This window comes from Marinactinospora rubrisoli, assembly GCF_042664915.1.
Taxonomy (GTDB): domain Bacteria; phylum Actinomycetota; class Actinomycetes; order Streptosporangiales; family Streptosporangiaceae; genus Marinitenerispora; species Marinitenerispora rubrisoli.
Genome location: NZ_JBHTBH010000007.1, coordinates 251519 through 275117 on the forward strand (window position 1 = coordinate 251519; position 23599 = coordinate 275117).

The following is a 23599-nucleotide window of genomic DNA, read 5'->3' on the forward strand; positions in this document are numbered from 1 at the left end:
CGCCGGCATCCGGAGACCCGGGCGGCGGCCGCCGCTTCCCGGATGTTCCGCCACGTGCTCAGGCCGGCAGCGGCGGGAACCAGCCCGGCAGGTTCGGCCAGCCGAGACCCGCCGCGTACCCCGCTGCCAGCACCAGGACCGCCCCCACGGCCACGGCCGTGTAGTGCACCCGCCCGGCCGGTCGCCACCACCGCTGCCGCCACGCCCGGACCGCGCACACCAGCACGCCCGCGGTCAGCGGCGCGGCGGCGGTGAGCGGCAGCAACGGCAACGGGAACTCCGCCGCCAGCGCCGGAAGCGAACCACTGATGTCCGTGCGGATGTGCCACAGCAGGACCAGGAGCAGCCAGGCGAGCGCCGCGGTGAGACCGGCCAGGATCCGGGCCAGCAGCGGCACACGCCGGAGCGGCGCGGCCGGCCGTCGGCGGAGGCGGCGCGCCAGGGCGGCGGCCGGCCACACCAACGTCGACAGCAGGAGCAGCAGGCCCGCCGCGGCGGCGCCGGCCAGGACGCCCGGCGCGGCGTACCACGGCGCCCTGAGGTAGGCGGTGGCCGGATCCGCGCTGTAGGCCAGGCCGATGACCCGGCCGTCGTCGCCCCGGATGAGAGCGAGCAGACGCCGCTCGTGCCGGAACAGATCCGGCCCGTGCGGGACCCAGGCCGTGCCGTCGACCGTCAGCGACCCGTCGGCGGTCACGTCGACGTCGACGTGATCCATCATCAGCAGGGCCCGAATGAACTCGGAGCGGCTCATCCGCGCAGTGACGTAGCTGCCGGCGACCCCGGCCAGGTCCGAGCGCCCGGTGGGCAGGGCGGACGGGTCACTGCGCCCCTCGGGGAAGAACCGCTCGGCGAATTCCTTGACGACGATGTCGCGGAGCAGCCCGTCGCGGCTCGGCCTGCCGTCGCCGTTGGCCACCACGTAGATGCCCGCGTCCCCGTCCGGGAAGAGCTGGAACCTGCCGTGCGACCCCGGGCCGTCGCCGCCGTGGCCGGTCCGCGGTGCGTCCGCGGAGGAAGGGCTCTCCTGGAAGCCGAACCCGGTGCCGGGCAGCGCCGGGTGCGCCTGGAACCGGGCGCTGCGCATGGCCCCGGCGCTCTCCGGGCTCAGCACGACGGCGTCTCCCAGGCGGCCGTCGCCGAGCTGGGCGAGCAGATACCGCCCGACGTCGGTCACCGTGGCGTAACCGCCGCCCGCGGGGACCGAGTTGTCGACGACGCGGCCGACCGGCCGCTGCCCGTCGCCGTCGGGTGTGTAGGTCCGGGCCAGGTCGAGCCGCCGCGCCGCCTCATCCGGCTGGCCCACCACGGTGTCGCGCATGCCGAGGGGGCGCAGCACGTGCTCGGTCACGTACTCCTCGAACGGCTGCCCGGAGGCGATCTCGACCAGGTGGCCGGCCAGTATGTAGCCGTAGTTGGAATATGCGGCCACCCGGCCGGGCGGATAGACACGCTCCGGCTGGTGCTCCGCCAGGTACGCGCCGGGACTGCGGCGGTCCTCCGGGCTTTGGCCGAGCATGCCGGTGAGCGTCTCCTCGAACCCGGCGGTATGGGTGAGGAGCCGCCGCAGCGTGACCGGCTCCCCCGGATAGGTGTCCGCGATCCGGAAGCCGGTGAGGTAGTCGTTGACGTCGGCGTCGAGGTCCAGGCGGCCCTGCTCGACCTGCTGCATGACGGCGGTGGCGGTCAGCGACTTCGTCACCGAGTCCAGCGGGAACGCGGTGCCGGCCGGGTCCACGGGGACCGCGGAGTCGACGTCGGCGACGCCGTAGCCCTCCGCCACGAGCTGCCGGCCGCCGCTCACCACGACGACCGCGGCCCCCGGCACCCGCTGCGCGGCCAGCAGCTCGGGCACCCGCCGGTCGAGGAACGCGCGCACGTTCCGCTCGGTCAGCGGCTGACCGCCCAGATCGTCCGCGACCGCGGCGGACGCCGGGTCGGCGCCCATGACGGCCGGGAGGAGCAGCGCGACGGCCAGGAGTCCGCGCAGCAGGACCCCGAGTGGGGGAGGACGTTGAGGCACCGCGCGGCTCCAGGGGTCGATGGAGCGCCGCCGTCGGCGCTCCGATGTGACAACCGACCATAGAGACGCCACGGCCCAGACGCCCGCCGACCGGCCACCGGGAACCGGAATGATCCCGAACGCGCGCGACGCGGGGTGGACCCGCCGCCCGTGGGCGGGCGGAGCGTCCGGGATAGCCTGGGGGCATGTTCGGGTACACGAAGACGTCGATGGTCGACCGGGCCGAGGCGCTGCCCGGCCGCGACACCCCCGTGCCGGTCCCGCCCCGCCACGAGGTGCTGGGCACACCGCTCGCCCCGCCCTACCCCGCCGGAAGCGAGATCGCCGAGTTCGCCATGGGCTGCTTCTGGGGCGTCGAACGCACCTTCTGGCGGCTGGGCGCCGAGCGCGGGATCATCACCACCGCGGTCGGCTACGCCGGGGGCTACACCCCCAACCCCAGCTACGAAGAGGTCTGCACCGGCCACACCGGCCACACCGAGACGGTCCGGGTCGTCTTCGACCCGGCACGGATCGGCTACGCCGACCTGCTCAAGGTCTTCTGGGAGGGCCACGACCCCACCCAGGGCATGCGCCAGGGCAACGACGTCGGCACCCAGTACCGGTCGGCGATCTTCTACCGATCCGACGCCCAGCGCGCGGCGGCCGAGACCACCCGTGACGCATTCCAGCCGTCCCTGACCCGCGCCGGCTACGGCCCGATCACCACGGAGATCGCTCCGGCGGGACCGTTCTACTTCGCCGAGGACTACCACCAGCAGTACCTGTCCGAGGCGAAGAACCCGAACGGCTACTGCGGTGTGGGCGGCACGGGCGTCAGTTGCCCGGTCGGCGTCGCCAAGACCGAATCGTGAGCGAATTCGTTCCGTCGCCCTGATCCCACGGTCCGTGTGAACTGCTGCGCGTCGGCTCCGTCGGTGCGTAACCTGAAGAACTCCGCAGTCGGGCGGACCGGCGAAGGCCGGAGGGCGAGGAGAACGATGACTTCTGAACCCGTGGGCCCTGGGGAATCGATTCCGTTCGCGGGGCGTGATCTCGCGGGATACGTGCTCGTCCCTGCCGAATGGGTGGAGCAGTACGAGGACCTGATCGATGGCGGTGAGATCGACCGTGTGAAGGACGATATCCGGGCGGGACGTGACGAGATGGTCCCGTTCCGGGTGGCGGACTTCGAGCGAGCCGGTACAGGGGCGAGATCTCGGTGTCGGCTCGGAAACCCTTGCGCAGGAGAGGCGCTGAGCGAGGAGTTGCACTGGCTCGTCGGGCTCCCCGTTGAGGAACGCTCACAAGCCATCGGTGAACTGCTCGACCATCTGCTCGCGGGGGTCGAAACACGTGAGTTCGGACCGTTCGTGCGGGCGATGGATGCCTGGCGGAGTACCGCTGTGGCGTGGAGTGATCCCGACGGGGCGCGCCGTCTCATGGAGCCCTTCGACGGAACAGGCGGCGAGGTCATCGGCAGGCCCGGCGTGTGAGGACCGCTACCCGCCCGCTCGCTCAGACCCCCGGTCCCGACCGGCGCGGGACCTCCCGCGGGTCGGTGTGCCGCCCGGGAGCCGGGGGCCGGGGATGGCGCCGCCCGGCCCTCGATCGAGTGGGCAGGCCACGTGGGGTGTCCAGGGCCCCGGGGCCGCGGCCGGGCGAGGTGAGGCCGAAGTCTGCGCGCAGGTCGTCCAGGCGGTCGAGGACGTCAGGGCGGCGAGGGGCGTCGAAGTCGGCGCGGATCTCCTCGACCTTCGTGAACAGCTCGGTGTCTCTTTGAGCGTCGCCGGCCGCCGGAGGGAGCCAGACGCGGATTCCCTCGTCCGCCAGGAAGGTGTGCAGTTCGAAGGGGGCGACCGCCCGTTGGATCTGGTCCGGGTCGAGGTCGCCGTGGCGCAGCAGCCGTCCGCGCAGGGCCGCATTGGCGGCGCGGAGGCGCTCGGTGCGGAGCATGCGGGCCGCGTCGGCGGCCGCCTGTTCGCGGTCGATGACGTCGTCCGGGAACGATCGCTGGAGTACATCGAGGGCGACGTGGTCGTGCCGTGGGTGGACCTCGCGGACGAGGGAGAAGAGTCGCGGATAGTGTCGCTCGCTCAGCCCGCGTCTGCCCAGCAGGTCGATCTCGCCGACGAAGCCGGCCATCGCGGCGATCGCGTAGACCTGGAGTTCGGCCTCCAGCTCGAACCCGGCGCCGCCGACGAGCCGGAGGCCGGTCGCCGGGTCCAGCCGGGTGGTGCCGTCCAGGCTCAGCCACATGCCGTCGGGAACGGCTCCGAAGCACAGGGCGGTCGTCATGTGGCTCACCTCATGCTCGGCCCGCTGGTTGGCCCGGACCTCGCTCACAAGGCGCTCCACTCATGCCGCGGCGGTTCACCGGGTCGCCGACCCGTCGCTCTAGGGTAGAACCATGGAACCTTCTCAGGGAGGCGGTCGCGAGGCGGCGGCATCGGAGGAGTTCTCGCGGCCGGAACCGGCGCCGGTGCGGCGGAGGCTGCGCGTGAGGTTCGCGACGCCGGTCGAGGACGTCGTGGCCGCCGGGGCCCCTGAGTCCGCCGATGCCGCGCCGCCGGCCGACACCGACTGACCTCGGCCGCGGGGCTAGTCCGGCGGGTTCGTGCGGTGCGTGTCGTCCTCCGGACGGGTCCGGGCGTAGGCGCCGGCCATGCCGAGCGCGGGCAGCCAGCCGAGGGTGAGCGCCACGGCACCGGTGCCGGTGGGCAGGACGGACAGGTAACCGGGCTGCTCCGGTGCGGCGCACCCCTCATCGTCCAGGAAGGCGGGGTCGGGGCAGGTGCGCACGGCCGTGGCCGTCACCTGGTTCTCATCGGCGGTGTCTTCGGCGGTGGGGCCGAATTCCGGGTAGAGCGCGAACTCGATCTGCGCGACCGCGCCGCCGAGGTGACCCGCGAACGTCGCCAGGGCGAGCGAGCCCCAGCCGAAGACGAACAGCGCCGCCGCGCCCCGGCGGACGTCCAGGCCGCGGCACGCGACGCTGATCAGCAGCGCGAAGCACATCACGGAGACCAGCATCCCGATGATCTCCGCGGGGTCGAATCTGCCCCGCTGGGCCAGGTCGGAGTCGAGCAGCACGATGACGCCGGCCAGGACCAGGCCGACGACGGTGATGATCTTGCGGCGTTGCGCGGTCATGGAGGGGCAGGCTAGCCAATCCGGCTCTCCGGCGCGACAGGCGCCACCGGAATGTGTCGTCGGCGGCCAGGGGCGGGGAGCCGATCGGCGGCCGGTGCGGTGCCCGTGCCCGCACGGGCACCGCACCGGCCGGACGCCTACTTCGCGGTGGGGGAAGGGCCGCCCGGCCGGCGCCGGATCACGGCCATGGCGGCGAGGCCCGCGACCAGCCCGACGATCCCGCCGGCGAGTCCCCACAGCCAGCCGGGCTCGCTCGGCGTACCGGCGCCGCGAAAGTCCGGGACCGCGGCCGGGTCGCCGCGCTCGCCCTGGCGGTCGGCCGCGCTGCCGTCGGCCCAGCCGCCGCCCATGTCGCAGTTGACGCGGTCCCGCGCCGTGACGGCGTCCTCTGGCAGCGCCATGTCCAGGCTCTCGGCGCGGGCCGTCACCCCTTCGGGCGGCTCACGGTCCGGCAGCCGGATGCCCCACTCCTCCTTGGTGCGCCGTTCGATGTCGTCGACGAGGTAGTCGCCCAGGTCGAGGGCGTCCATGGCCTGGCGTCCGCTCCACTCGGTGAGCAGCCGACGGCCCTCCTCGTCATCGCCCGCCTGGTAGGCGGCCAGGGCTTCCGCCTCCACGTCGTCGATGTCCGCCAGCATCTGCGCCTCGAACCCCTCCAGGACCCCGGTGACCTCGTCGAGGAACTCCTCCGGGCGGTCACAGGTGTAGTACAGCAGCCGCTTGAAGGTGCGGGCGGCGTAGCGGGTCGCCTCCAGCGGGGCGTAGTCGGGGTCGACGTAGTTCGCCGCGGCGCCGGACGTGAGGTACCGGTGCTGGCTGTACTCCGGCGGAACCTCCGTGGCGCCGATGTGCCACGGCACGTACGGCGCGGTCACCGCCGCCGTGGGCGCCACCCACAGCGTGGCCAGATCGGGGTGCGGCAGGTCGGGGCGCAGCGGAGCGACCTGGCCGTATCCGGACCGGTCGTCGGACCAGCGCGGGTCGCGGACCAGCCGCATCATGTCCTCGACGGTCAGCGGAGCGGCCCCGGCCATCTCGCGGAGTTCGTCCTCCAGCGTCGGCGGGTGCCGGTACGGCGCGTCCTCGTCGTCGCCGGGCGGGCCCGGGAAGGGGGTGCCGTAGACCTCTTGCAGGTTGAACGGCTCGTCGCCGTCGGGGTCCCACCATCCCTGCTCCACGGCGAAGTCGACCAGGTTGGGCGATCCCATGTGGTCGGGGCTGTCCTCGAAATCGGTGGGGAAGTCGCCGATGTAGCCGGGGTAGGAGACCCGGACGTCGTCCGGCCCGAGCCGTTCGGCCGCCCACAGGCCCTCGCCGCCGGCGAACTCGACGAGGACCCAGCCCTCCTCGGCGTCGGCGAACAGGTGGGAGTTGCCACCGTAGGTGGTGTAGCCGTACTCGTCGATGAGCCCGCCGACGATCTCCACGGCCTCGCGCGCCGTGCCGGCACGCTCCAGCGCGATGCGGGAAAGGTCGCTGTACTGCGGGCCGGTCTGCGGGGTCGGAGTCATCTCCACGAGCTCCGGCCGGGAATCCGACCAGACGTCCCGCGCGGCGAGCTGGTGCTCGTTCAGCCCGCCATTGGTCAGCGGCGCGGGGAAACCGGCGAATTCCGAGTAGTTCATGGTGATGTAGGCGTTGGTCTCGGGCACCTGCGGGATCTCGGTGAGTTCGCCCGGGATGTCGGCCTCGTCGGTGGCTCCGACCTCGATGGTGGCGCCCTCCGGGTGCTGCCGCCGAGGTACGGACTCCAGCCAATGGCTGGACGGCTCATGCCCGAAGCCGCCGAGCAGCACGGAGCCGTCCTCGGTGAGGTTCCGTCCCACGTAGAACGCGATGCTCTTGTCCCTGGGGTCGGGCGGTGTCACCGGAGCGGGGTCGTCGGCCGATGGCCGGTGCTCGGTCTCGGCGGCGTGCGCGGGCGCCGGAGTCAGTGGGATGAGGAGGGCGGTGGTGACGATGGATCCGATGGTTCGGACTAACGGCATGAAAACCTGCAATCTCTGCTTATGACCCAGAATCGGACAGAAGGGGTAATAGCAGGATTGCAGCCGCGCACCGGAGTCGCCCAGTCACGTACCGCGGAACGTTCGTTATGTCACATCGGACGGCGCGCGGGCGTCCGATGCCGCGACCGGCCGGAAAAGCCGCAGGTCCCGGGGCATCGCGAACCCACGGGACCTGTCAGATGGCAGACGTGCCGGCCTGGTCGACCACTAGAAGGTGCCGATCCCCTTCTTGATCTCGACGTCCGGGACGTTGCAGCTCTGGTCCTCCGAGCCGACCAGCGCGAGGATGTTGGCGCAGATCGGGATCGAGATCTTCTGGACCTGCGCGTTGTTGTCGGCCTGCGCGGGGCCGGCGAGGGCGCCGAAGGTGAGCGCGGACATGGCGATCAGACCGGTGACCGTGGCAAAACGCTTCATCTCAGTACCTTTCAAGTACCTGGTGAAAACTACGGGGCAGGGAGTGACCTGCCCTTGTAACGTAGCGTAGTTGAGTGCGTTCGAGTAGTAATTTCGGCGAAGATCTCGGCTTGATTTTCAGCGGCCCCAAGCTCGTTCTGGGACAACCTGGATGAAAGCCTCGTCCGGAAGGTTCGTTCGGGGCCCAAGGCCGGCCCCTCGCCGCCGACGGCTAGAAGTTGCCGAGCCCGGTTTCGGTGTTGTAGTGCAGGACGGTGCAGCCGTCCTCGTCGAGTCCGGTGATCGCCAGGAGGTCGATGCAGATCGGGATCGTGATGTCCTGCACCTTGGCGTTGTTGTCGGCGTGCGCCGGGCCGGCGAGGGCGCCGGAGGTGAACGCCGACATGGCGATCAGGGCGGTGAGCGCTGCGATGCGCTTCATTCGCGTCCTTTCGAAGTCACGGAGGCAGGTGGGCGTCGGGTCGCTCAGGCGACCGCGCCAGTAACGTAGCGTAGTTGCGTGCCTCCCGTGTGTGGTTTCGACCGAGAGGTCGCGCGTGTTTCGGTGGTCCGAAAGCCGGGACCACACCCGCGGACGCGCCATCCGCGCCGGCACCCGGCCGAGCGGCCCCGGACATGCGAACGGCCTCCGCGGGAATCCGCGGAGGCCGTTAGAGGCGTCTCAGAGGGACGTCACCACTGCTGCTGGCCATAGCCGGGGTACTGCTGCCCGTAGCCGGGGTACTGCTGCTGTTGCTGCGGGTACCCCTGCTGTTGCTGCTGTCCGTAGCCCGGGTACTGCTGCTGTTGCTGCGGGTACTGCTGACCGTACTGGTAGCCGGCGTAGGGGTCCTGGGGCTGCTGCGCGCCGGTGGGGTACTGCTGGAACGCCTGCTGCTGGCCCGACTGATCGGGCTGGGGCTGCTGCGGCTCCTCGGCGGCCGGCTGCTCCGCCTCCTGGACCGCCTGCGGGTCCGGGCGGAAGACGAAGAGCTGCGCCGGTTCCCCATTGCTGCCCTGGCTGTACGAGGTCTGCTCCAGGCGCCACCCCGCCTCCTCGATGCCTTCGAGGATGCGGGTCAGGCCCGGCCGGACGCTGCTCGAAGCGTCGTCGTAGGTGTTGACGCGCAGCTGCACGACGAACATCTTGCGCTTCTGCTGTGCGGCGACCTTGGCGTGCTCGACGACGGTGCTGTCCCTCACGACCTGCGTGACGCTCATCTGTCTACCCATCTGCTCTTGCGGAGCTGTCGTGCCCGGAGAGCGGTTCCGTCCATGGAAGAGGTGCGCGGACGCGTCACGCCGGGCCATCGTCCCCCATGATGCCCCCTATGACCCTGTTCGGGCCACCGGGCGGCTCTTGTCACCCGGAAGAGGCCACGGCGACGGCCTCGTGGACGGGGGTGTCACCGCCCACCAGTTCCAGCACCCGGCCGATGCTGGCGGGGGTGTCGAGCAGGGCGACGAGGACGGCCGCCACGTCGTCCCGGCTCACCGCGCCGCGCGGCACCTCCGGGGCCAGCCGGACGGTGCCCGTGCCCGGGTCGTCGGTGAGCCGCCCCGGCCGCAGGATCGTCCAGTCCAGCTCCAGAGAGCGGTCCCGAAGGTCGTCGTCGGCGGCCTTCTTGGCCCGCACGTAGGCCGCCCACACGGGTTCGGCGTCCGGGGGCGGTCCCTGGTCCACGCCGATGGCCGAGACCATGAGGTAGCGGCGGACACCGGCCAGGGACGCGGCATCGGCCAGCAGCTTCGCGGCCGCCCGGTCCACGGTGTCCTTGCGGTGCGCACCGCTGCCCGGACCGGCACCGGCCGCGAACACCACCGCGTCGGCGCCCATCACCTTCTCCGTGAGCTGGGTGACCGTGGCGGACTCCAGATCGATGACGGCCGGTTCCGCGCCGGCCGCCCGGACGTCCTCGGCGTGGTCGGGGTTGCGGATGAGGGCGACGGGAGTGTCCCCGCGGGCGGCCAGCAGCCGCTCCAGCCGCAGTGCGATCTTTCCGTGTCCTCCGGCGATGACGATGCGCATGGCGCCAGGCTACGCGGTAACGCGGTCAGCGCCGGTACGCCGGGCGGTCCCAGCGGCGCGCGACCCGCGGCAGGTAGGTCCACAGCAGCATGGTGGCGGCCAGGGTGCAGACACCCAGGCAGAGCCCGGCCACGATGTCGGTCACGTAGTGCACGCCGAGGAGGGGACGGCTCAGTGCCGTGCTCAGCGCGATGCCGAGTGCCGCGGTCCACGCCACGTGCCGCCAGGCGCCGCGCAGCAGCGGCAGCGCGGCGAAGAGCAGGATGCCCATGCCGGTGGCCGCCATGAGCGCGTGGCCGGACGGGAACGACGGGCCCACGCCCTCGACGATGGGGTCGGCGAACTCCGGCCGGGCGCGGTCCACCGAGAGCTTGACGACGAGGCCGAACAGGTTGGCGAGGAAGACGGCGGCCCCCGCCCACACCGCGGTACTGAACTGCCGTCGCAGCAGCAGCCAGCCGGCGGTCAGCAGCGAGACGATCCGCATCGACCAGGTGCCGAACAGCTCGGTCCAGATCTCCAGGCCGTGCGCCAGCGCGGGGTCCGGATGCACCCGCTCGTAGAGGGTCGCCGCCACGGCGGTGTCGAACGCGATCAGGGGCGACCATTGGGCGCTCACCAGCACGCACAGCGCGAGGAAGGGCATCGCCGCGATCCCCGCCACCGCCGCCAGGCCGGCCCGGTTCGCCGGGAGCGGCCCGTTCTCGGGCGGCTCGGGCTCGCGCCGACGGGAGGGCGGTCTTACGGACGTGTCACGAGAGGGGGAAAAGGTCGTCACAAATGCAGAAGGTTACCGGCGGTCGACGCTCCGATGTCCGGGAAACGGCGGGATTCCGGCGTTTCGGGGAACGGGGGAGTGTGAAGAGCGCAAGGCTCAGCACCCCGGCGGAGCCGGGGGCACAGGGCGCGGTCGTGGTGGCCGCCGTCAGAGATTGTCGGCGAAGGCGCGCCGCAGCGACTCCGCGACCTCGTGATCCACCTCGGCCGCGGAGGTGAGGGCGACCCGGGCGGTGAGCGCATCGTCGCGGAGCACCTTGGGATCGAGGAGCCGGCCACCCAGCACCGGCCGCGCCAGCCGCAACCCGAGATCCACCCGGGACCGGGTCGTGGGCTTCACCACAGCGAACTTGCGCCGCGGTGTCATCAGCGCGACGAGGGTCTTGCGCGCCTGGACGGCGGCGTCGCCCACCGACGGCAGCAGATCGAGCAGCGCGTCGAGGATCGGTCTCAGGTGCGGGCGGTCACGGTACTGCGCGTCGATCAGCTCCGCTCCGGACACCGAGAAGAAGTCCGGATAGCCGAACCGCTCCATCACGAGGAGTGCCTGAGGGTATCCCGTGACGCCCTGGCCCGTGAGCCATTCGCGCAGCCGCGCCTCGTCGGTGCGGCCCTGCTCGGCGACTCGCCGGTTCCACCACTCCAGGGACTTCCCGGTGCGTTCCTCCAGCAGCCGGACGGAGCGCGCCCTCATCTGCGACCAATCCCTGATCTCCGGCATATCGCTGCCTCCCCCCGTGGCCCCATGGAACGCCCGGGCTACCGGAACGCGGTGAGCTCCTCGCGCAGCACCCGCTTCAGCAGCTTGCCGCTCGCATTGCGCGGCAGTTCCCCGGTGACGTGCACCCGCTTGGGCACCTTGAACCCGGCCAGCCGCTCGCGGGCGAACCCGATCAGTTCCGCCTCGGTGGCCGGTCTTCTCAGCGCCACCACCGCCGTCACCGCCTCGCCCCAGACCGGGTCGGGCATGGCCACGACCGCCGCCTCGGCCACCGCCGGGTGCAGGTGGAGGACGTCCTCGACTTCACGGGAGGCGACCAGCACCCCGCCGGTGTTGATGACGTCCTTCAACCGGTCGACGACGGTGAGGTAGCCCTCGGCATCGCGGCGGGCGAGATCGCCGGAGTGGAACCAGCCATCGCGGAACGCCGCCGCGGTCCCCTCGGGATCGTCCCAGTAGCCGTCGCACAGTTGCGGCGACCGGTACACGATCTCGCCGGCCTCGCCCGGCGGGACGTCGGCGCCGTCGCGGTCGACCAGCCGCGCCTCCACGAACAGCACCGGCCGGCCGCACGCGTCCATGCGGCCGGGCACGTGCTCCTCCGGGCGCAGCACGGTGGCCAGCGGACCGATCTCGCTCTGCCCGAAGCAGTTGTAGAACGCCAGGCGCGGATAGCGGCGCGCGATCCGCTCCAGCACCGGCACCGGCATGATCGCGGCACCGTAGTACGCCTTGCGCAGCCCCGACAGGTCACGGGTGGCGAAGTCCGGATGGTCGGCCATGCTCAGCCAGACCGTCGGTGCCGCGAAGAACGAGGTGATGCCGTCGGCCTGGATACGGTGCAGCAGCTCGCCGGGCTCCGGGACCTCCACGAGTGCGTTCTCGGCGCCCACCGCCAGCGCCGGCATCAGGAACACGTGCAGCTGCGCCGCGTGGTACAGCGGCAGCGCGTGCAGCGGGCGGTCCTCCGCGGTGATGTCGAGCGCCTGCACGCAACTGACGTACTCGTGCACCAGCGCCCGATGGCTCATCATCGCCCCCTTGGGCAGGGCGGTGGTGCCCGACGTGTACAAGAGCTGGACGAGGTCGGTGTCGGCCACCGCCGTGCCCACCTGATCCGGCGCGCGCGGGTCGCGCGCGATCTCCAGCACCGACTCCTCGGCGCCGCGCAGCCCCAGCACCTCGCGTGCGGGGATCCGTGACCGGATGTCCTCGACCCGGCCCGCCAGCCGCGGATCGGTGAGCACCACCGCGCTGCCGGAGTGCGCCAGGGGGTGGGCCAGCTCGTCGCCGGTCAGCCGGTAGTTGACCGGCACGTGCACCAGCCCGGCACGGGCACAGCCGAGGAAGGCGAGCAGGTAGGCGTCGGAGTTGTAGCCGTAGGCGGCGACGCGGTCGCCGTGCTCCAGCCCGAGCCCCAGCAGCCACGCCGCCGTGCGGCTGACCGCGAGGTCGAGCTCGCCGTAACTCCACTCCCGGTCCCCGAACCGCAGTGCCACCCGGTCGGGCACCCGGGCGGCGGTGCGGCGGAGCACCCCGTCCACCGTGCTCGCCGTCGTCGCCGTGTGCGCTCCGCCACCCATCCGCGTGCCTCCCGGTCGAGCTGGGTCACCCCGTGCTGTGACCTGTCGCATACCCCAACCTAGGCCGGGGCCGCACCGGGTTCCAGAGAAGTTCGGAGGCTGTGGACGACCGCGCCGGACGCGGTCGTCCGCTGCCGGACGTGGCGGTGGCGGCCGGCCGCGTTCCACTGCGCGGACGGCCGCCACACGTGAGTCGTCAGTCCACGGTCCAGGTGTCACCACCCGCGAGCAGCGCCGCCAGGTCGCCACGTCCCTGGCCGGACGTGGCCTCGGCCAGCTGCTCGTTCATCAGCTCGTCGTAGCTGGGCCGCTCGACGTCGCGGAACACCCCGATCGGCACGTGCTCGAACGCCGGCTGGTCCAGGCGGGAGAGCGCGAACGCGTATCCCGGATCCGGCCGGTGCGCGTCGTGGCGGAGCAGCCGCTCCTCGCCGACCTCGGCGACGTCGGCCACCACGAGCTCGCCGTACTCGCCCAGCACCACACCGCGGTCCGGGCCCACCCGCAGCGGCTCGCCGTGCTCCAGGCGGAGCAGCCGCCGGTCGCGCTGGCCGGGGTCCTTCAGCGGCGCGAAGGCGTCGTCGTTGAAGATCGGGCAGTTCTGGTAGATCTCCACGAACGCCGCCCCCGGGTGGTCGGCCGCGGCGCGCAGCACACTCGTGAGGTGCTTGCGGTCGGAGTCGACCGTGCGGGCCACGAAGCTCGCCTCGGCGCCCAGGGCCAGCGAGACGGGGTTGAACGGCGCGTCCACCGTGCCCACCGGGGACGACTTGGTGATCTTGCCGCGCTCCGATGTGGGCGAGTACTGGCCCTTGGTCAGCCCGTAGATGCGGTTGTTGAACAGCAGCACGTTGATGTTGACGTTGCGGCGCAGCGCGTGCATCAGGTGGTTGCCGCCGATCGACAGGCCGTCGCCGTCGCCGGTGATGACCCACACCGACAGGTCCGGACGGCTGGCCGCCAGCCCGGTGGCGATCGCCGGCGCGCGGCCGTGGATCGAGTGCATGCCGTAGGTGTTCAGGTAGTAGGGGAACCGGGAGGAGCACCCGATACCGGAGATGATCACGATGTTCTCGCGCGGTACCCCCAGCTCCGGGAGGAAGCCCTGGAAGGCCGCCAGGATCGCGTAGTCGCCGCAGCCGGGGCACCACCGGACCTCCTGGTCCGATTTGGCGTCCTTCATGGTGAACGCGGTCTCGGCGCGCGGTACCAGCCGCAGACCGCGGAAGCCGGGGCCGGATCCGTTCTCAGTCGACACGGTCGATGACCTCCTGGAGTACGCCCGCCAGTTCTTCGGCCTTGAACGGCAGGCCGCGGACCTTGGTGTAGCCGATGACGTCGACCAGGAACCTGCCCCGCAGCAGCAGCGCGAGCTGGCCGAGGTTGATCTCGGGCACCAGCACCCGGTCGTAGCGGTGCAGCACCTCGCCCAGGTTCTCCGGGAACGGGGCCAGGTGCCGCAGGTGCGCCTGGGCGACCCGGCCGCCGGCCCGGCGGACCCGGCGCACCGCGGCGCCGATCGAGCCGTACGTGCCGCCCCAGCCGAGGACGAGCACGTCGGCGGCGCCGTCGGGATCGTCGACCTCCAGCGGCGGGATGTCGCGCGCGATCCCGTCCACCTTGGCCTGGCGGGACCGCACCATCAGGTCGTGGTTGGCCGGACTGTAGGAGATGTTCCCGGTGCCGTCGCTCTTCTCGATGCCCCCGATGCGGTGTTCCAGGCCGGGGGTGCCCGGTACCGCCCAGGGCCGGGCCAGGGTCTCGGCATCGCGCAGGTACGGCAGGAAGGAGCCGTCAGGGCCGTTGGGCTCGGTGGCGTGCCGCACCGTGAGATCGGGCAGCGCGGCCACGTCGGGGATGCGCCACGGCTCCGACCCGTTGGCCAGGTAGCCGTCCGAGAGCACGATCACCGGGGTGCGGTAGGTGGTGGCGATCCGCGCGGCCTCGACGGCGATGTCGAAGCAGTCGGCGGGGGACCTCGGCGCGAGCACCGGCACCGGCGACTCGCCGTTGCGGCCGTACAGCGCCATGAGCAGGTCGGCCTGCTCGGTCTTGGTGGGCAACCCGGTGGACGGGCCGCCGCGCTGCACGTCGATCACGATCAGCGGCAGCTCGGTCATGACCGCGAGGCCGATGGTCTCCGCCTTGAGCACCATGCCCGGCCCCGAGGTCGTGGTCACACCGAGCGCGCCGCCGAACGCGGCGCCCAGGGCGGCGCCGACGCCGGCGATCTCGTCCTCGGCCTGGAACGTGCGCACGCCGAACCGCTTGTGCCGGGACAGCTCGTGCAGGATGTCGGAGGCCGGCGTGATCGGGTAGCTGCCGAGGAACAGCGGCAGGCCCGTCAGCTCGGACGCGGTGATCAGGCCGTACGCGATCGCCAGGTTGCCGGTGATGTTCCGGTAGGTACCGGGCGGCAGCGCGGCCGGCCGGACCTCATAGGAGACCGCGAAGTCCTCCGTGGTCTCGCCGAAGTTCCATCCCGCCTGGAACGCGGCCCGGTTGGCCGCCATGATCTCGGGCCGGTGCGCGAACTTGGCCTTGAGGAACCCGAGCGTGCCCTCGGTCGGCCGGTTGTACATCCAGGACAGCAGGCCGAGGGCGAACATGTTCTTCGCGCGCTCGGCGTCCTTCTTGGAGACGTCCAAGTCGGCGAGCGCCCGCACCGTCATCGACGTGAGCGGCACGGCGCTGACCTTGTAGGCGGCCAGCGACCCGTCCTCCAGTGGGTTCGCGTGGTAGCCGACCTTGGCCAGGTTGCGCCGGGTGAACTCGTCGGTGTTGACGATGATCGTCGCGCCCTGCGGCAGATCCTCGACGTTGGCCCGCAGCGCCGCCGGATTCATGGCCACGAGGACGTCCGGGGCGTCGCCCGGGGTCATGATGTCGTGGTCGGCGAAGTGGAGCTGGAAGCTGGACACGCCCGGCAGCGTGCCGGCGGGTGCCCGGATCTCGGCGGGGAAGTTCGGCAGCGTGGACAGGTCGTTGCCGAAGGACGCGGTCTCCTGGGTGAACCTGTCGCCGGTCAGCTGCATGCCGTCGCCGGAGTCGCCGGCGAACCTGATGATGACGCGATCGAGTCGTTGGACCTGTTTGGTCACGGGGATCGCCAACCTCCTCGAAGAGCCGCCGGGCACCGTGCGGCGGCCCGGGGTCGCAGTGGTCTCGCCTGGAGAGGGAGCCCGGGTGGGCGGACGGGCGCCGGGCGCGCGTGGCATGGGAGGGCGGAGGCGTCCGGGTCCCGGCCGGCCCGAGCGGCTGCGGAGCGGAAGGGAACGCGACCGGCCGGCCGCCGGTGGGCGCGGGTTCCGGCACCTCCCGGCGCCGCGACACCGGGGGCGCCGGCGGACGATGGGACCGGAGCGGCGCGGATCAGCCGCGACACAGCGCGCTGGCGACCCGCAGGAGGTCCACGTGCGGGCGGCCGGCCAGCCGGACGCCGGGAGCGCTGCGGAGGGTGATAGCGGTCACTCTGTCGACTATAGGTCGTCACCGGCGGTACCGCTCAGGTGGGGTGGCCGATGTCACGCGATTTCGAAGGGCCCGGACCGCTGATCACCGGGGGATTTGCGGGGGGCCGGGCGCATATGCGGGCAGGTGGGGGCCGGCCCCGCACCCGGCGCCGAAGCCGGTTCCGCTCGGGCTGACCACCGCGAACCGGACTCCGCTGCCCGGACCCGGGAACGCCGGGCACCGATTCGGACGTTTGACTCGATGGACCGCCCGAAGGGGGCAACTGTCGAGGGAGGCTGTGAGACGTCGTGCACCGCAACACGATCCGCGTGACCGCCCTCCTCACCGGCATCTCCGGCGCGGTGATCCTGGGCGGCTGGCTGGGCGGCGGCCCGGGCGGCCTGCAGCTCGGCCTGGTCGCGGCCATCGCGGTGAACGGCCTGCTCTACTTCTTCGGCGACACCATGGCGCTGCGCGCCATGCACGCCCGCCCCATCAGCGAGATCGAGCGGCCGGAGCTGTACCGCATCGTCCGGGAGCTCGCCACCGAGGCGCGGCAGCCCATGCCGCGCATCTACCTCTCGCCCACGGCGGCGCCCAACGCGTTCGCCACCGGCCGGAGCCCACGTCGCGCCGCCATCTGCTGCACCACCGGACTGCTCCGGCTGCTCAACGAGCGGGAGCTGCGGGCCGTCGTCGCGCACGAACTCGCGCACATCCGCGAGCGCGACACGCTCGTGTGCTCGGTGGCCGCCACGCTGGCGACCTTCGTCGTCTCGCTGACGGCCCTGGCGCTGCTGCTCCCGCTCGGCGACTCCGAGGACGAGGACGTTCCCAGCCTGCTCGGCGGGCTGCTCCTCCTCGTGCTCGGCCCGGCCGCGGCCCTGGTGATCCACCTCGCGGTGAGCCGGTCGCGTGAGTACCGCGCCGACCTCGCCGCGGCCCGGCTCACCGGGGATCCGCTCGGCCTGGCCAGTGCGCTGCGCAAGGTGGAGATCGGCGGCCGTACCCACCCGCTGCCGGCCGAGCGCGGACTGCTGGCCGCCGGCCACATGATGATCGCGCACCCGTTCCCCAACCGGGGCATGGGCCGGCTGTTCTCCGCGCACCCGCCCACGACCGAGCGCATCCGGCGGCTGCGCGCGATGGCCGACGGCCTCGACCTCGGCTGACCGGGCCGGGCGGGCGGCGGCGCCAGCGACCCCGGGACCAGACAGCGGCCGGGGCCGGAGTCACCGACTCCGGCCCCGGCCCTCAGACGTCAGCGGAAGTTGACGAACTGCAGCGCGATGTCGAACTCCTTCTCCTTGAGCAGGGCGATGACGGCCTGGAGGTCGTCCTTCTTCTTGGAGCTCACCCGGAGCTCGTCGCCCTGGATCTGCGCGCGGACTCCCTTGGGGCCCTCGTCGCGGACGATCTTGGAGATCTTCTTGCCGTCCTCGGTGGAGATGCCTTCCTTGAGGTCGATCGGCAGGCGGTACTCCTTGCCGGAGGGCTTGGGCTCCCCGGTGGTGTCCAGCACCTTCAGGGAGACGCCGCGCTTCACCAGCTTCTCCTTGAAGACGTCCAGGACCGCCAGGGCGCGTTTCTCGGCGTTGGCCCTGATCTCCACGCTGCGTTCACCGGCCCAGGCGATCGAGGCGCCGGTGCCCTTGAAGTCGAAGCGCTGGGAGAGCTCCCTGGCCGTCTGGTTCACCGCGTTGTCGACCTCCTGACGGTCGAGCTTGGAGACGACGTCGAAACTGGATTCCGCTGCCACGAACGCTGGCACCCCCGAGACGTTCCAGGGCCGCCCCCGCAGGGACGGCCGGTTGCTCTGTCAGCCCGCCGGCCGCCGCTGGGGCGCCGTCCGGCTACGGCAGTGACAGAGCTTAGCCGCGCGGCCACCGCCCCTATGGCTCCGCACGCCCGGGGCGCGGCGAGCCGGTGCCCCGTAACCGATTTCCCGTCCGCCAGCCATCTCCGCTATCGTGGTTCCCGCAGCGACCACCAGGTCGCCGCGTCCCAGGCAGGTTGCCCGAGTGGCCAAAGGGAGCGGTCTGTAAAACCGCCGGCTCAGCCTACGCAGGTTCGAACCCTGCACCTGCCACCCGGATGAAACCCCCGTCGGCCAGCGACAGCGCTGGGTGGTCGGGGGTCTTCTCATATCCCCCGGTCCCCTGGCCCTCTGTCCGGAAAGCCTTCCACCGCACGTTGCGGACCGGCCGTCTCGTCTCCCGCCGCTGACCGTTCCGCGTTACGGTCCGGCCCCGGCCGACCGTGGGGGCGCCGTAATCCCAGGTCATTGTCGGCGTGCGGAGCGTGGGAGGTTGCCCGCGGCCCCGAATTAGGGCATGCCCGTAATCGGGTCGTCTGTCGGTATGCACGGGTTGTCCACAGGGGTGTGGAGGGGTGCTGGACGCGCCGAGCGGCGTGCCGTCGTTTCTGGGTGGATTCTCGGCGGTCGGTGGCGCTATGCGGCCTGCCGGAGCCGCGCCGCCCGCGATTTCCCGCCGCTTTTCGCGTCCCGGACTTTACCGTACTCGCCGTTGTCATGTGCGACACGGTAAACGGCTGGGAAAGTTCGGCAAACTTATTTGCCGCCATTCATTATGTCTCCCCTGAAATGGGGCGAGCTGGGCGAAGCGGACATATTGAATTCTCTGATTTCGGCGTTGACAAAAACCGGGGGAGCGGTCAATGATTGCGGCAGTCCACCGCAACGTCGGGCGCCGCTCGGCGTCTTATTCAATCCTCGCCGAATTTGATGGGGAAAAGATGCTCAAGAAGCTGACCGCTTTCGGTCTCGTCGCTGGCGCCGCGATGGGCGCGCTGCTGTCCGCCACGCCGGCTCAGGCGCACGGCTGGGACATCAACGCCTCCGAGCAGCAGTACAACCAGGACCTGCAGGTCATCCCGGTCTGCGTGGCCAACAACAACATCGGCGCGCTGATCGGTGTCAACGTGCCGATCCTGTCGCCGCAGACCTCCGGCGACTGCGCCACCGGTGCCACCGGTACCAACGTCGACCTGTAGACGGGGGTACCACGCACATGCTGCGCAAACTGAGCGCCGTCGGACTGGTGGCCGCGGCCGCCCTGAGCACCGTTCTGATGGCCGCTCCGGCCCAGGCGAAGAACGTCTCGGATCAGCAGTTCAACCAGAACCTGCAGATCCTGCCGATCACGATCTGCAACGCCAACATCGCGGTTCTCGGCGCCAACGTGCCGATCCTGTCGCCGCAGACCTCGGGCGACTGCAGCAACGGGCCGACCCAGACGAACGTCGGCAAGTAGGCCGGGTCCGTCCCGCGTCCTTCGCCGATCCAGAACTTCCACTTCTTCAGATTTTCCAGAAAGGACTTGCCATGCTGCGCAAGCTGGGAATCGCCGGCGCCGTCGCCGGCATCGCGCTCGGTTCCGTCCTCGCCGCCGCGCCGGCGCAGGCCGACATCAACGCCTCCGAGCAGCAGTACAACCAGAACCTGCAGGCCATCCCGATCGGCGTCTGCAACAACAACATCGCCGCGCTGATCGGTGTCAACGTGCCGGTCCTGTCGCCGCAGACCTCCGGCGACTGCGCCAGCGGCGGCAAGGGCACCAACGTCAGCCTGTAACAGGACCGACGTTCATGCCTCGTCAACCGGCAATCGCGGGTCTGCTCGCCGGTGCGGTGCTCGGGGCGGTCCTCATGGCCGCCCCGGCCCAGGCCGGAGTCGAGGAGGCACGCCAGAAGTTCAACCAGAACCTGCAGATCCTGCCGATCACGGTGTGCGACGCCAACGTGGCCGTACTCGGAGCGAACGTCGTGGTGCTGTCGCCGCAGACAGCGGGCGACTGCTCCAACGGTCCGATCAGCGGGAATCTCAGTTCTGACGCCGCCTGGGACGCCATCCCGACGAAGGACGGCGCCCGCGGCTAGGGCAACGGTCGCCTGCCGACCGGGACGCGGGGGAACCACCTGACCGGCGGTTCCACATCGCGACCGCGTCCCTTCGGCCGATGACCCGGATCCCCCGGCGTGTCCACGCAGTGCGTGGCCGCCGGGGGATCTTGCTGCGTCCTGGCCTCCGGCGGCGTATTCGCTTACCCCGGAGTTCCGGTTTCGGGACCGCGGAGCACGTCTCGAAAACCGGATTCTTGCCGAAAATGGTGGTTTATCGCGGGAGAGACGGTAAAACGTTCAGCGCGTCGTTCCGGATAGCGCGTGGTACGCGCGCTTAGTGTGGTTCGCGAGGAGACGCCAATTGCCACTTGGGTGATCGGTCATCCGGAAAGGAACCCATGAGCACAGCACGCGCTGCCGCTGTGGCGGCATTCTGCCTGGCCCTGATCACGGGCTGCGGAGGGCAGTCGGTCGAACCCCGTTCCCCCGGGTCCGGACACCACGCCTCCGCCTCGCCGGAGGCACCGTCCGCATCGGCACCGCCCGACTCCGGACCGCACGGGCGGCCGACCCCGCCCACCGCGGGCGGGAGCGAGCCGTTCGTGTACAACCTCTACCGCGGCGAGCGGGGACGCGAGGACCGTGAGCCGGAAGGGCTCACCGCTTCGGAGTTCACCACCTTCACCGGCCTCGAATGGGCGTCGTGGAGCGCCGATGCCGCGACCGCCAGCGGGGAGGTGCGGGGCACCTGGTGCCTCCCCGACTGCCAGGAGAACCCGTACCAGGTCACCGTCGTCCTCAGCGAGCCCCGCACGGTCCACGGCACCGTGTTCTTCACCAGGTACGAGGTGACCGACGCCCCCGGGATGCCCGATCACCAGCTGGAACTGCTGGAACAGGTCGACGGCGGCCGGCTGATGCTGCCTGCGGACGAGGCCGAGCCGTCGGCGGCCACGTCCTGACCCGCCGCCCGGAGACGGGCACGGGAACTCCGACGAAAAACAACGTGGTGGAACCGGAGGTCAACGCGGTGCCGTGAGCCCGCGGAGACCGGGTTCGGGGCGCGGCGGTGGCGTGGGGTCTTTAGTCTGCTGAGTTGTGGGTGACTCAGCGAACCAGGCGACGACGACCGGTCCCGCGACTCCGGACGGCGGCGGGCCGGCCGGCCGGAACTCGCGGCGCGACCGGGCCGGGCTGCTGCGCCTCGCGACCTGGTTCGAAGCCGCCGACAGTGAGATGGCGCACGCCCTGTGCACCGCCGCGTTCGCCCTTCATCCCGCCCGGCATCTGGGCGGCGGCCACGACGAGTCGGTCGCCGCGACCACCAGTTGGTGGGACGCACCCGCCGTGGCCGTCCCGGACCGCATGGCGGCACGTGGGCCGGCCGCGCGGGTCGAGGACCATTCCGAGCAGCAGGCCCGGCTGCGCGACGCCGCGGAGGCCGCCGCCCACTGGCGGCGCTCGGCCGCCCAGGAGGTGCGCCGGGCGCTCGCCGAGGCACCCGCCGACGGCACACCGGTGCGGCTGTCCTCCGCGGCCAAGGACGTGCTCATGGAACTCCTCACGGCCGCCCTCGGCTCCGGCGACGCCACGTCCGCCCCCGTCTCCGCGGGCGACCTCGAACTCGACGTGCGCCTGCACGTCCGGCACGATCCCGACGCCGTGCTCACCTTGCGGGAGGCCGGGGGCGACCTCGTCCTGGAGCGCCTCCGGCTGCGCGCCACCGGCTACGCGGGTGAGGAGCCCGGCGACCCGACGGCGCCGCCGCCCGTGAGCGGGCGGCCGGCCCGGCACCGGGTCGCGCACCGGCTGGCGCGGCACGGATGAGAGACGGGTCACCCTCGCCGCATGGATACCGATGCCCCCGCCCCGGCACGGCACGATGGGAGTCCGGCCGCGCGAACCGGCCGGCCGTGCGGCGCGGGGTGCCGTGACGCGGCCGGGCTCGCCGCGAGTACCCGGCTCCCCGACCGGCCCGCAGGGAGGTGACCGCACCGATGGCGTCCAGGGAGGACGTGGCCCTCACCGTGGAGCGGCAGACCGCCGCCCGGCGGCTGCTCGCCGAGCCCCTCGTCACCGCGCGCACGCACCCCGAGGACTTCGCCCTGATCCGCGCGCACACCGAGTGGCTGGTGCAGCGTTTCCGCCGGGTGCTGGACTACCGGCTCACCGTGGCGGCCGACCACGCCCGCCTCGTCAAGACGGGGCTGGTCGACGCGGTGCGCCGCCCGCTGGTCCGGGGCAGCGGTGCCTACTTCACGCCCCGCACCTACAGCTATCTGGCGCTCGCCGTCGCCGCCCTGCTGGACGCTCCGCCGCGGCTCACGGTCGCCCGGCTCGCGGCGGAGGTCCGCTCCGCCGCCGTCGAGGCCGGACTGCGCCTGGATCCGGCCGACCGCGCCGGTGAGCGCCGGGCCTTCGCCGCCGCGCTGCGCGTGCTGGCCGAGTGGGGCGTGGTCGAGGAGCACGAGGGAACGCTGGCCGGGTACGGCACCGACGGCACCGACGCCGTCCTCGACGTGCGGCCCGAGGTGGCCCGGCTGGTCCTCGCGCACCCGCCGCACACCGCGGAGGGCCCCGGCGGGTTCCTCGCCGCGGCGGAGAGCGCACCCGGGGACGCGCGCGGCGTCGAGCTCATGATCCGCCGCAGGCTGGCCGAGACCGCGGTCCTGTACCGGGAGGACCTGGCCGCGGGCCACCGCGACCGGTTCGCGCACCACCAGTGGCGGGCCGTGGCCGAACTGTCCGCCCTGCTCGGCTGCGACGCCGAGATCCGCGCCGAGGGCGTCGCGCTGATCATGCCCGACGACGGCGGCTCCGACGCTCGCGGCACCGACCGCCCGGCGGCCTTCCCCAGCTCCGACCCCGTCGGCCAGGCCGCGCTGCTGCTCGTCGGCCGCCTGGTCGGCCGCCTCCGTCCGGCCGGCCCCGCGCCGTCCGTCCCGGTCCCCGACGACCTGCTCCGGTCCGAACTCGGCCGGCTGACCGCCTCCGAGACGGCCGTCGTCCGCGCCTGGACGCGCGCCGCCGTGAGCCACGTCCCCGACCCGGCCGACTTCACCGGCCGGGTCCTCCGCGTGCTCACCGACGCCCGGCTGATGGCGCACGAGACCGGGCGGCCGCCCGGAGCCGGGTGGCGGCTGCTGGCCGCCGCGGGACGGTACGGGACGGGAGCGGCGGACGAAGGGGACCTCGTGTCCGGGGCGGAAACCGCCCCGCCACCCGCCGTCCGCCCGGAGCCCGCCGCGGAGGTCGCGCAGTGACCCGCGCCCCGGCCGAGCCCGGGGGCCGTCCCCTGTCGCGGGGCGTCGCCGCGGCAGCGGGCTCAGCGCCGCCGGAACCGCGCGCCGGACGCGCGAGCGCCGCCCGGCAACGCGCGGTCGCGCCGACGGCGCCGCCCTCGCCCGCCGGACCCCTCCGCGCCGCCGGTCCGGCGTCCGGTGGCGTCCGGGCGGCCCGGCCGGGCCGTACCGCTCCGACCCTCGCGCGCAGCGGACCGGTGGCCGCGGAAGGTGGACGCGCGGGGTGGCACGAGACGGAGGCAGGGCCACCGGAGCGGCGGCCTTGCCTCGGCCGCGATCACCGCAGCGGCCCGCGGCCATCCGCCCGACG

At 72.2% G+C, this 23599-nt stretch carries 26 protein-coding genes and 1 tRNA gene; 12 read left to right on the plus strand and 15 right to left on the minus strand.

The window, feature by feature from the left end:
- Window positions 1–58: 58 nt before the first annotated feature.
- Window positions 59–2023: a serine hydrolase domain-containing protein gene (locus tag ACFQRF_RS16380; RefSeq protein ID WP_379871963.1), complete on the minus strand. Its 1965-nt coding sequence runs from the start codon at window positions 2021–2023 to the stop codon at window positions 59–61.
- Window positions 2024–2208: 185 nt separating this feature from the next.
- Here ACFQRF_RS16380 and msrA point away from each other — a divergent pair, with 185 nt between their 5' ends.
- Both msrA and ACFQRF_RS16390 read left to right on the plus strand, forming a co-directional pair.
- A complete protein-coding gene (gene msrA, locus ACFQRF_RS16385) occupies window positions 2209–2877 on the plus strand; it encodes a peptide-methionine (S)-S-oxide reductase MsrA (RefSeq protein ID WP_379871964.1) in 669 nt (222 codons plus the stop codon).
- A gap of 126 nt (window positions 2878–3003) precedes the next feature.
- Window positions 3004–3498, plus strand: a complete 495-nt coding sequence (locus tag ACFQRF_RS16390; RefSeq protein WP_379871965.1) for a hypothetical protein — start codon at window positions 3004–3006, stop codon at window positions 3496–3498.
- A gap of 22 nt (window positions 3499–3520) precedes the next feature.
- Here ACFQRF_RS16390 and ACFQRF_RS16395 read toward each other — a convergent pair whose 3' ends face one another.
- Window positions 3521–4348 (minus strand): hypothetical protein, encoded by an 828-nt coding sequence (locus ACFQRF_RS16395; RefSeq protein ID WP_379871966.1) that lies wholly within the window; start codon window positions 4346–4348, stop codon window positions 3521–3523.
- A gap of 64 nt (window positions 4349–4412) precedes the next feature.
- Between ACFQRF_RS16395 and ACFQRF_RS16400 the strand changes: the two genes are divergently transcribed.
- Window positions 4413–4589, plus strand: coding sequence for a hypothetical protein (locus ACFQRF_RS16400; protein WP_379871967.1), 177 nt, complete (start codon window positions 4413–4415; stop codon window positions 4587–4589).
- A 14-nt stretch (window positions 4590–4603) separates the two neighbouring features.
- On the opposite strand, the gene ACFQRF_RS16405 is transcribed toward ACFQRF_RS16400, so the two are convergent.
- From ACFQRF_RS16405 to ACFQRF_RS16460, 12 genes are all read right to left on the minus strand, one after another.
- Window positions 4604–5155: a hypothetical protein gene (locus tag ACFQRF_RS16405; RefSeq protein ID WP_379871968.1), complete on the minus strand. Its 552-nt coding sequence runs from the start codon at window positions 5153–5155 to the stop codon at window positions 4604–4606.
- 137 nt (window positions 5156–5292) lie between these two features.
- Complete coding sequence (locus ACFQRF_RS16410) at window positions 5293–7143, minus strand: C69 family dipeptidase (protein WP_379871969.1); 1851 nt, start codon at window positions 7141–7143, stop codon at window positions 5293–5295.
- Between the two features lie 228 nt (window positions 7144–7371).
- Complete coding sequence (locus ACFQRF_RS16415) at window positions 7372–7581, minus strand: hypothetical protein (RefSeq protein ID WP_379871970.1); 210 nt, start codon at window positions 7579–7581, stop codon at window positions 7372–7374.
- A 211-nt stretch (window positions 7582–7792) separates the two neighbouring features.
- Entirely contained in the window at window positions 7793–8002 is a 210-nt protein-coding gene (locus ACFQRF_RS16420; protein WP_379871971.1) for a hypothetical protein, read from the minus strand.
- 251 nt (window positions 8003–8253) lie between these two features.
- Window positions 8254–8781, minus strand: a complete 528-nt coding sequence (locus tag ACFQRF_RS16425; RefSeq protein ID WP_379871972.1) for a hypothetical protein — start codon at window positions 8779–8781, stop codon at window positions 8254–8256.
- 142 nt (window positions 8782–8923) lie between these two features.
- Window positions 8924–9589: an SDR family oxidoreductase gene (locus ACFQRF_RS16430; RefSeq protein WP_379871973.1), complete on the minus strand. Its 666-nt coding sequence runs from the start codon at window positions 9587–9589 to the stop codon at window positions 8924–8926.
- A 25-nt stretch (window positions 9590–9614) separates the two neighbouring features.
- The gene (locus ACFQRF_RS16435) at window positions 9615–10235 is read right to left on the minus strand and encodes a phosphatase PAP2 family protein (protein WP_379871974.1); all 621 of its coding nucleotides are present in this window, start codon (window positions 10233–10235) and stop codon (window positions 9615–9617) included.
- A gap of 279 nt (window positions 10236–10514) precedes the next feature.
- A complete protein-coding gene (locus ACFQRF_RS16440; protein WP_379871975.1) occupies window positions 10515–11060 on the minus strand; it encodes a DUF5655 domain-containing protein in 546 nt (181 codons plus the stop codon).
- 65 nt (window positions 11061–11125) lie between these two features.
- Window positions 11126–12670, minus strand: coding sequence for a fatty acyl-CoA synthetase (locus ACFQRF_RS16445; RefSeq protein WP_379871976.1), 1545 nt, complete (start codon window positions 12668–12670; stop codon window positions 11126–11128).
- A gap of 196 nt (window positions 12671–12866) precedes the next feature.
- Window positions 12867–13853, minus strand: coding sequence for a 2-oxoacid:ferredoxin oxidoreductase subunit beta (locus ACFQRF_RS16450; RefSeq protein ID WP_379872095.1), 987 nt, complete (start codon window positions 13851–13853; stop codon window positions 12867–12869).
- A gap of 64 nt (window positions 13854–13917) precedes the next feature.
- Window positions 13918–15771, minus strand: coding sequence for a 2-oxoacid:acceptor oxidoreductase subunit alpha (locus ACFQRF_RS16455; protein WP_379871977.1), 1854 nt, complete (start codon window positions 15769–15771; stop codon window positions 13918–13920).
- A gap of 271 nt (window positions 15772–16042) precedes the next feature.
- A complete protein-coding gene (locus ACFQRF_RS16460) occupies window positions 16043–16141 on the minus strand; it encodes a putative leader peptide (protein WP_379871978.1) in 99 nt (32 codons plus the stop codon).
- Between the two features lie 290 nt (window positions 16142–16431).
- Between ACFQRF_RS16460 and ACFQRF_RS16465 the strand changes: the two genes are divergently transcribed.
- Window positions 16432–17295 carry a M48 family metalloprotease gene (locus ACFQRF_RS16465; protein ID WP_379871979.1) on the plus strand — a complete coding sequence of 288 codons (864 nt, stop codon included), beginning with the start codon at window positions 16432–16434 and terminating at the stop codon, window positions 17293–17295.
- 89 nt (window positions 17296–17384) lie between these two features.
- Here ACFQRF_RS16465 and ACFQRF_RS16470 read toward each other — a convergent pair whose 3' ends face one another.
- On the minus strand, window positions 17385–17882 hold the full coding sequence (locus tag ACFQRF_RS16470; RefSeq protein ID WP_379871980.1) for a YajQ family cyclic di-GMP-binding protein: 498 nt from the start codon (window positions 17880–17882) through the stop codon (window positions 17385–17387).
- Between the two features lie 248 nt (window positions 17883–18130).
- Between ACFQRF_RS16470 and ACFQRF_RS16475 the strand changes: the two genes are divergently transcribed.
- The 8 genes from ACFQRF_RS16475 to ACFQRF_RS16510 all read left to right on the plus strand — a co-directional run bounded on the left by ACFQRF_RS16475 (window position 18131) and on the right by ACFQRF_RS16510 (window position 23250).
- Window positions 18131–18212, plus strand: a tRNA-Tyr gene (locus tag ACFQRF_RS16475).
- Window positions 18213–18880: 668 nt separating this feature from the next.
- Window positions 18881–19138, plus strand: a complete 258-nt coding sequence (locus ACFQRF_RS16480; RefSeq protein WP_379871981.1) for a hypothetical protein — start codon at window positions 18881–18883, stop codon at window positions 19136–19138.
- Between the two features lie 17 nt (window positions 19139–19155).
- Window positions 19156–19398: a hypothetical protein gene (locus tag ACFQRF_RS16485; RefSeq protein ID WP_379871982.1), complete on the plus strand. Its 243-nt coding sequence runs from the start codon at window positions 19156–19158 to the stop codon at window positions 19396–19398.
- A gap of 71 nt (window positions 19399–19469) precedes the next feature.
- Entirely contained in the window at window positions 19470–19718 is a 249-nt protein-coding gene (locus ACFQRF_RS16490) for a hypothetical protein (protein WP_379871983.1), read from the plus strand.
- A 14-nt stretch (window positions 19719–19732) separates the two neighbouring features.
- A complete protein-coding gene (locus tag ACFQRF_RS16495) occupies window positions 19733–20023 on the plus strand; it encodes a hypothetical protein (protein ID WP_379871984.1) in 291 nt (96 codons plus the stop codon).
- A gap of 362 nt (window positions 20024–20385) precedes the next feature.
- On the plus strand, window positions 20386–20949 hold the full coding sequence (locus ACFQRF_RS16500; protein ID WP_379871985.1) for a hypothetical protein: 564 nt from the start codon (window positions 20386–20388) through the stop codon (window positions 20947–20949).
- Between the two features lie 136 nt (window positions 20950–21085).
- Window positions 21086–21814, plus strand: coding sequence for a DUF2397 family protein (locus ACFQRF_RS16505; RefSeq protein WP_379871986.1), 729 nt, complete (start codon window positions 21086–21088; stop codon window positions 21812–21814).
- Window positions 21815–21984: 170 nt separating this feature from the next.
- The gene (locus ACFQRF_RS16510) at window positions 21985–23250 is read left to right on the plus strand and encodes a TIGR02678 family protein (protein ID WP_379871987.1); all 1266 of its coding nucleotides are present in this window, start codon (window positions 21985–21987) and stop codon (window positions 23248–23250) included.
- Window positions 23251–23599 lie beyond the last annotated feature (349 nt).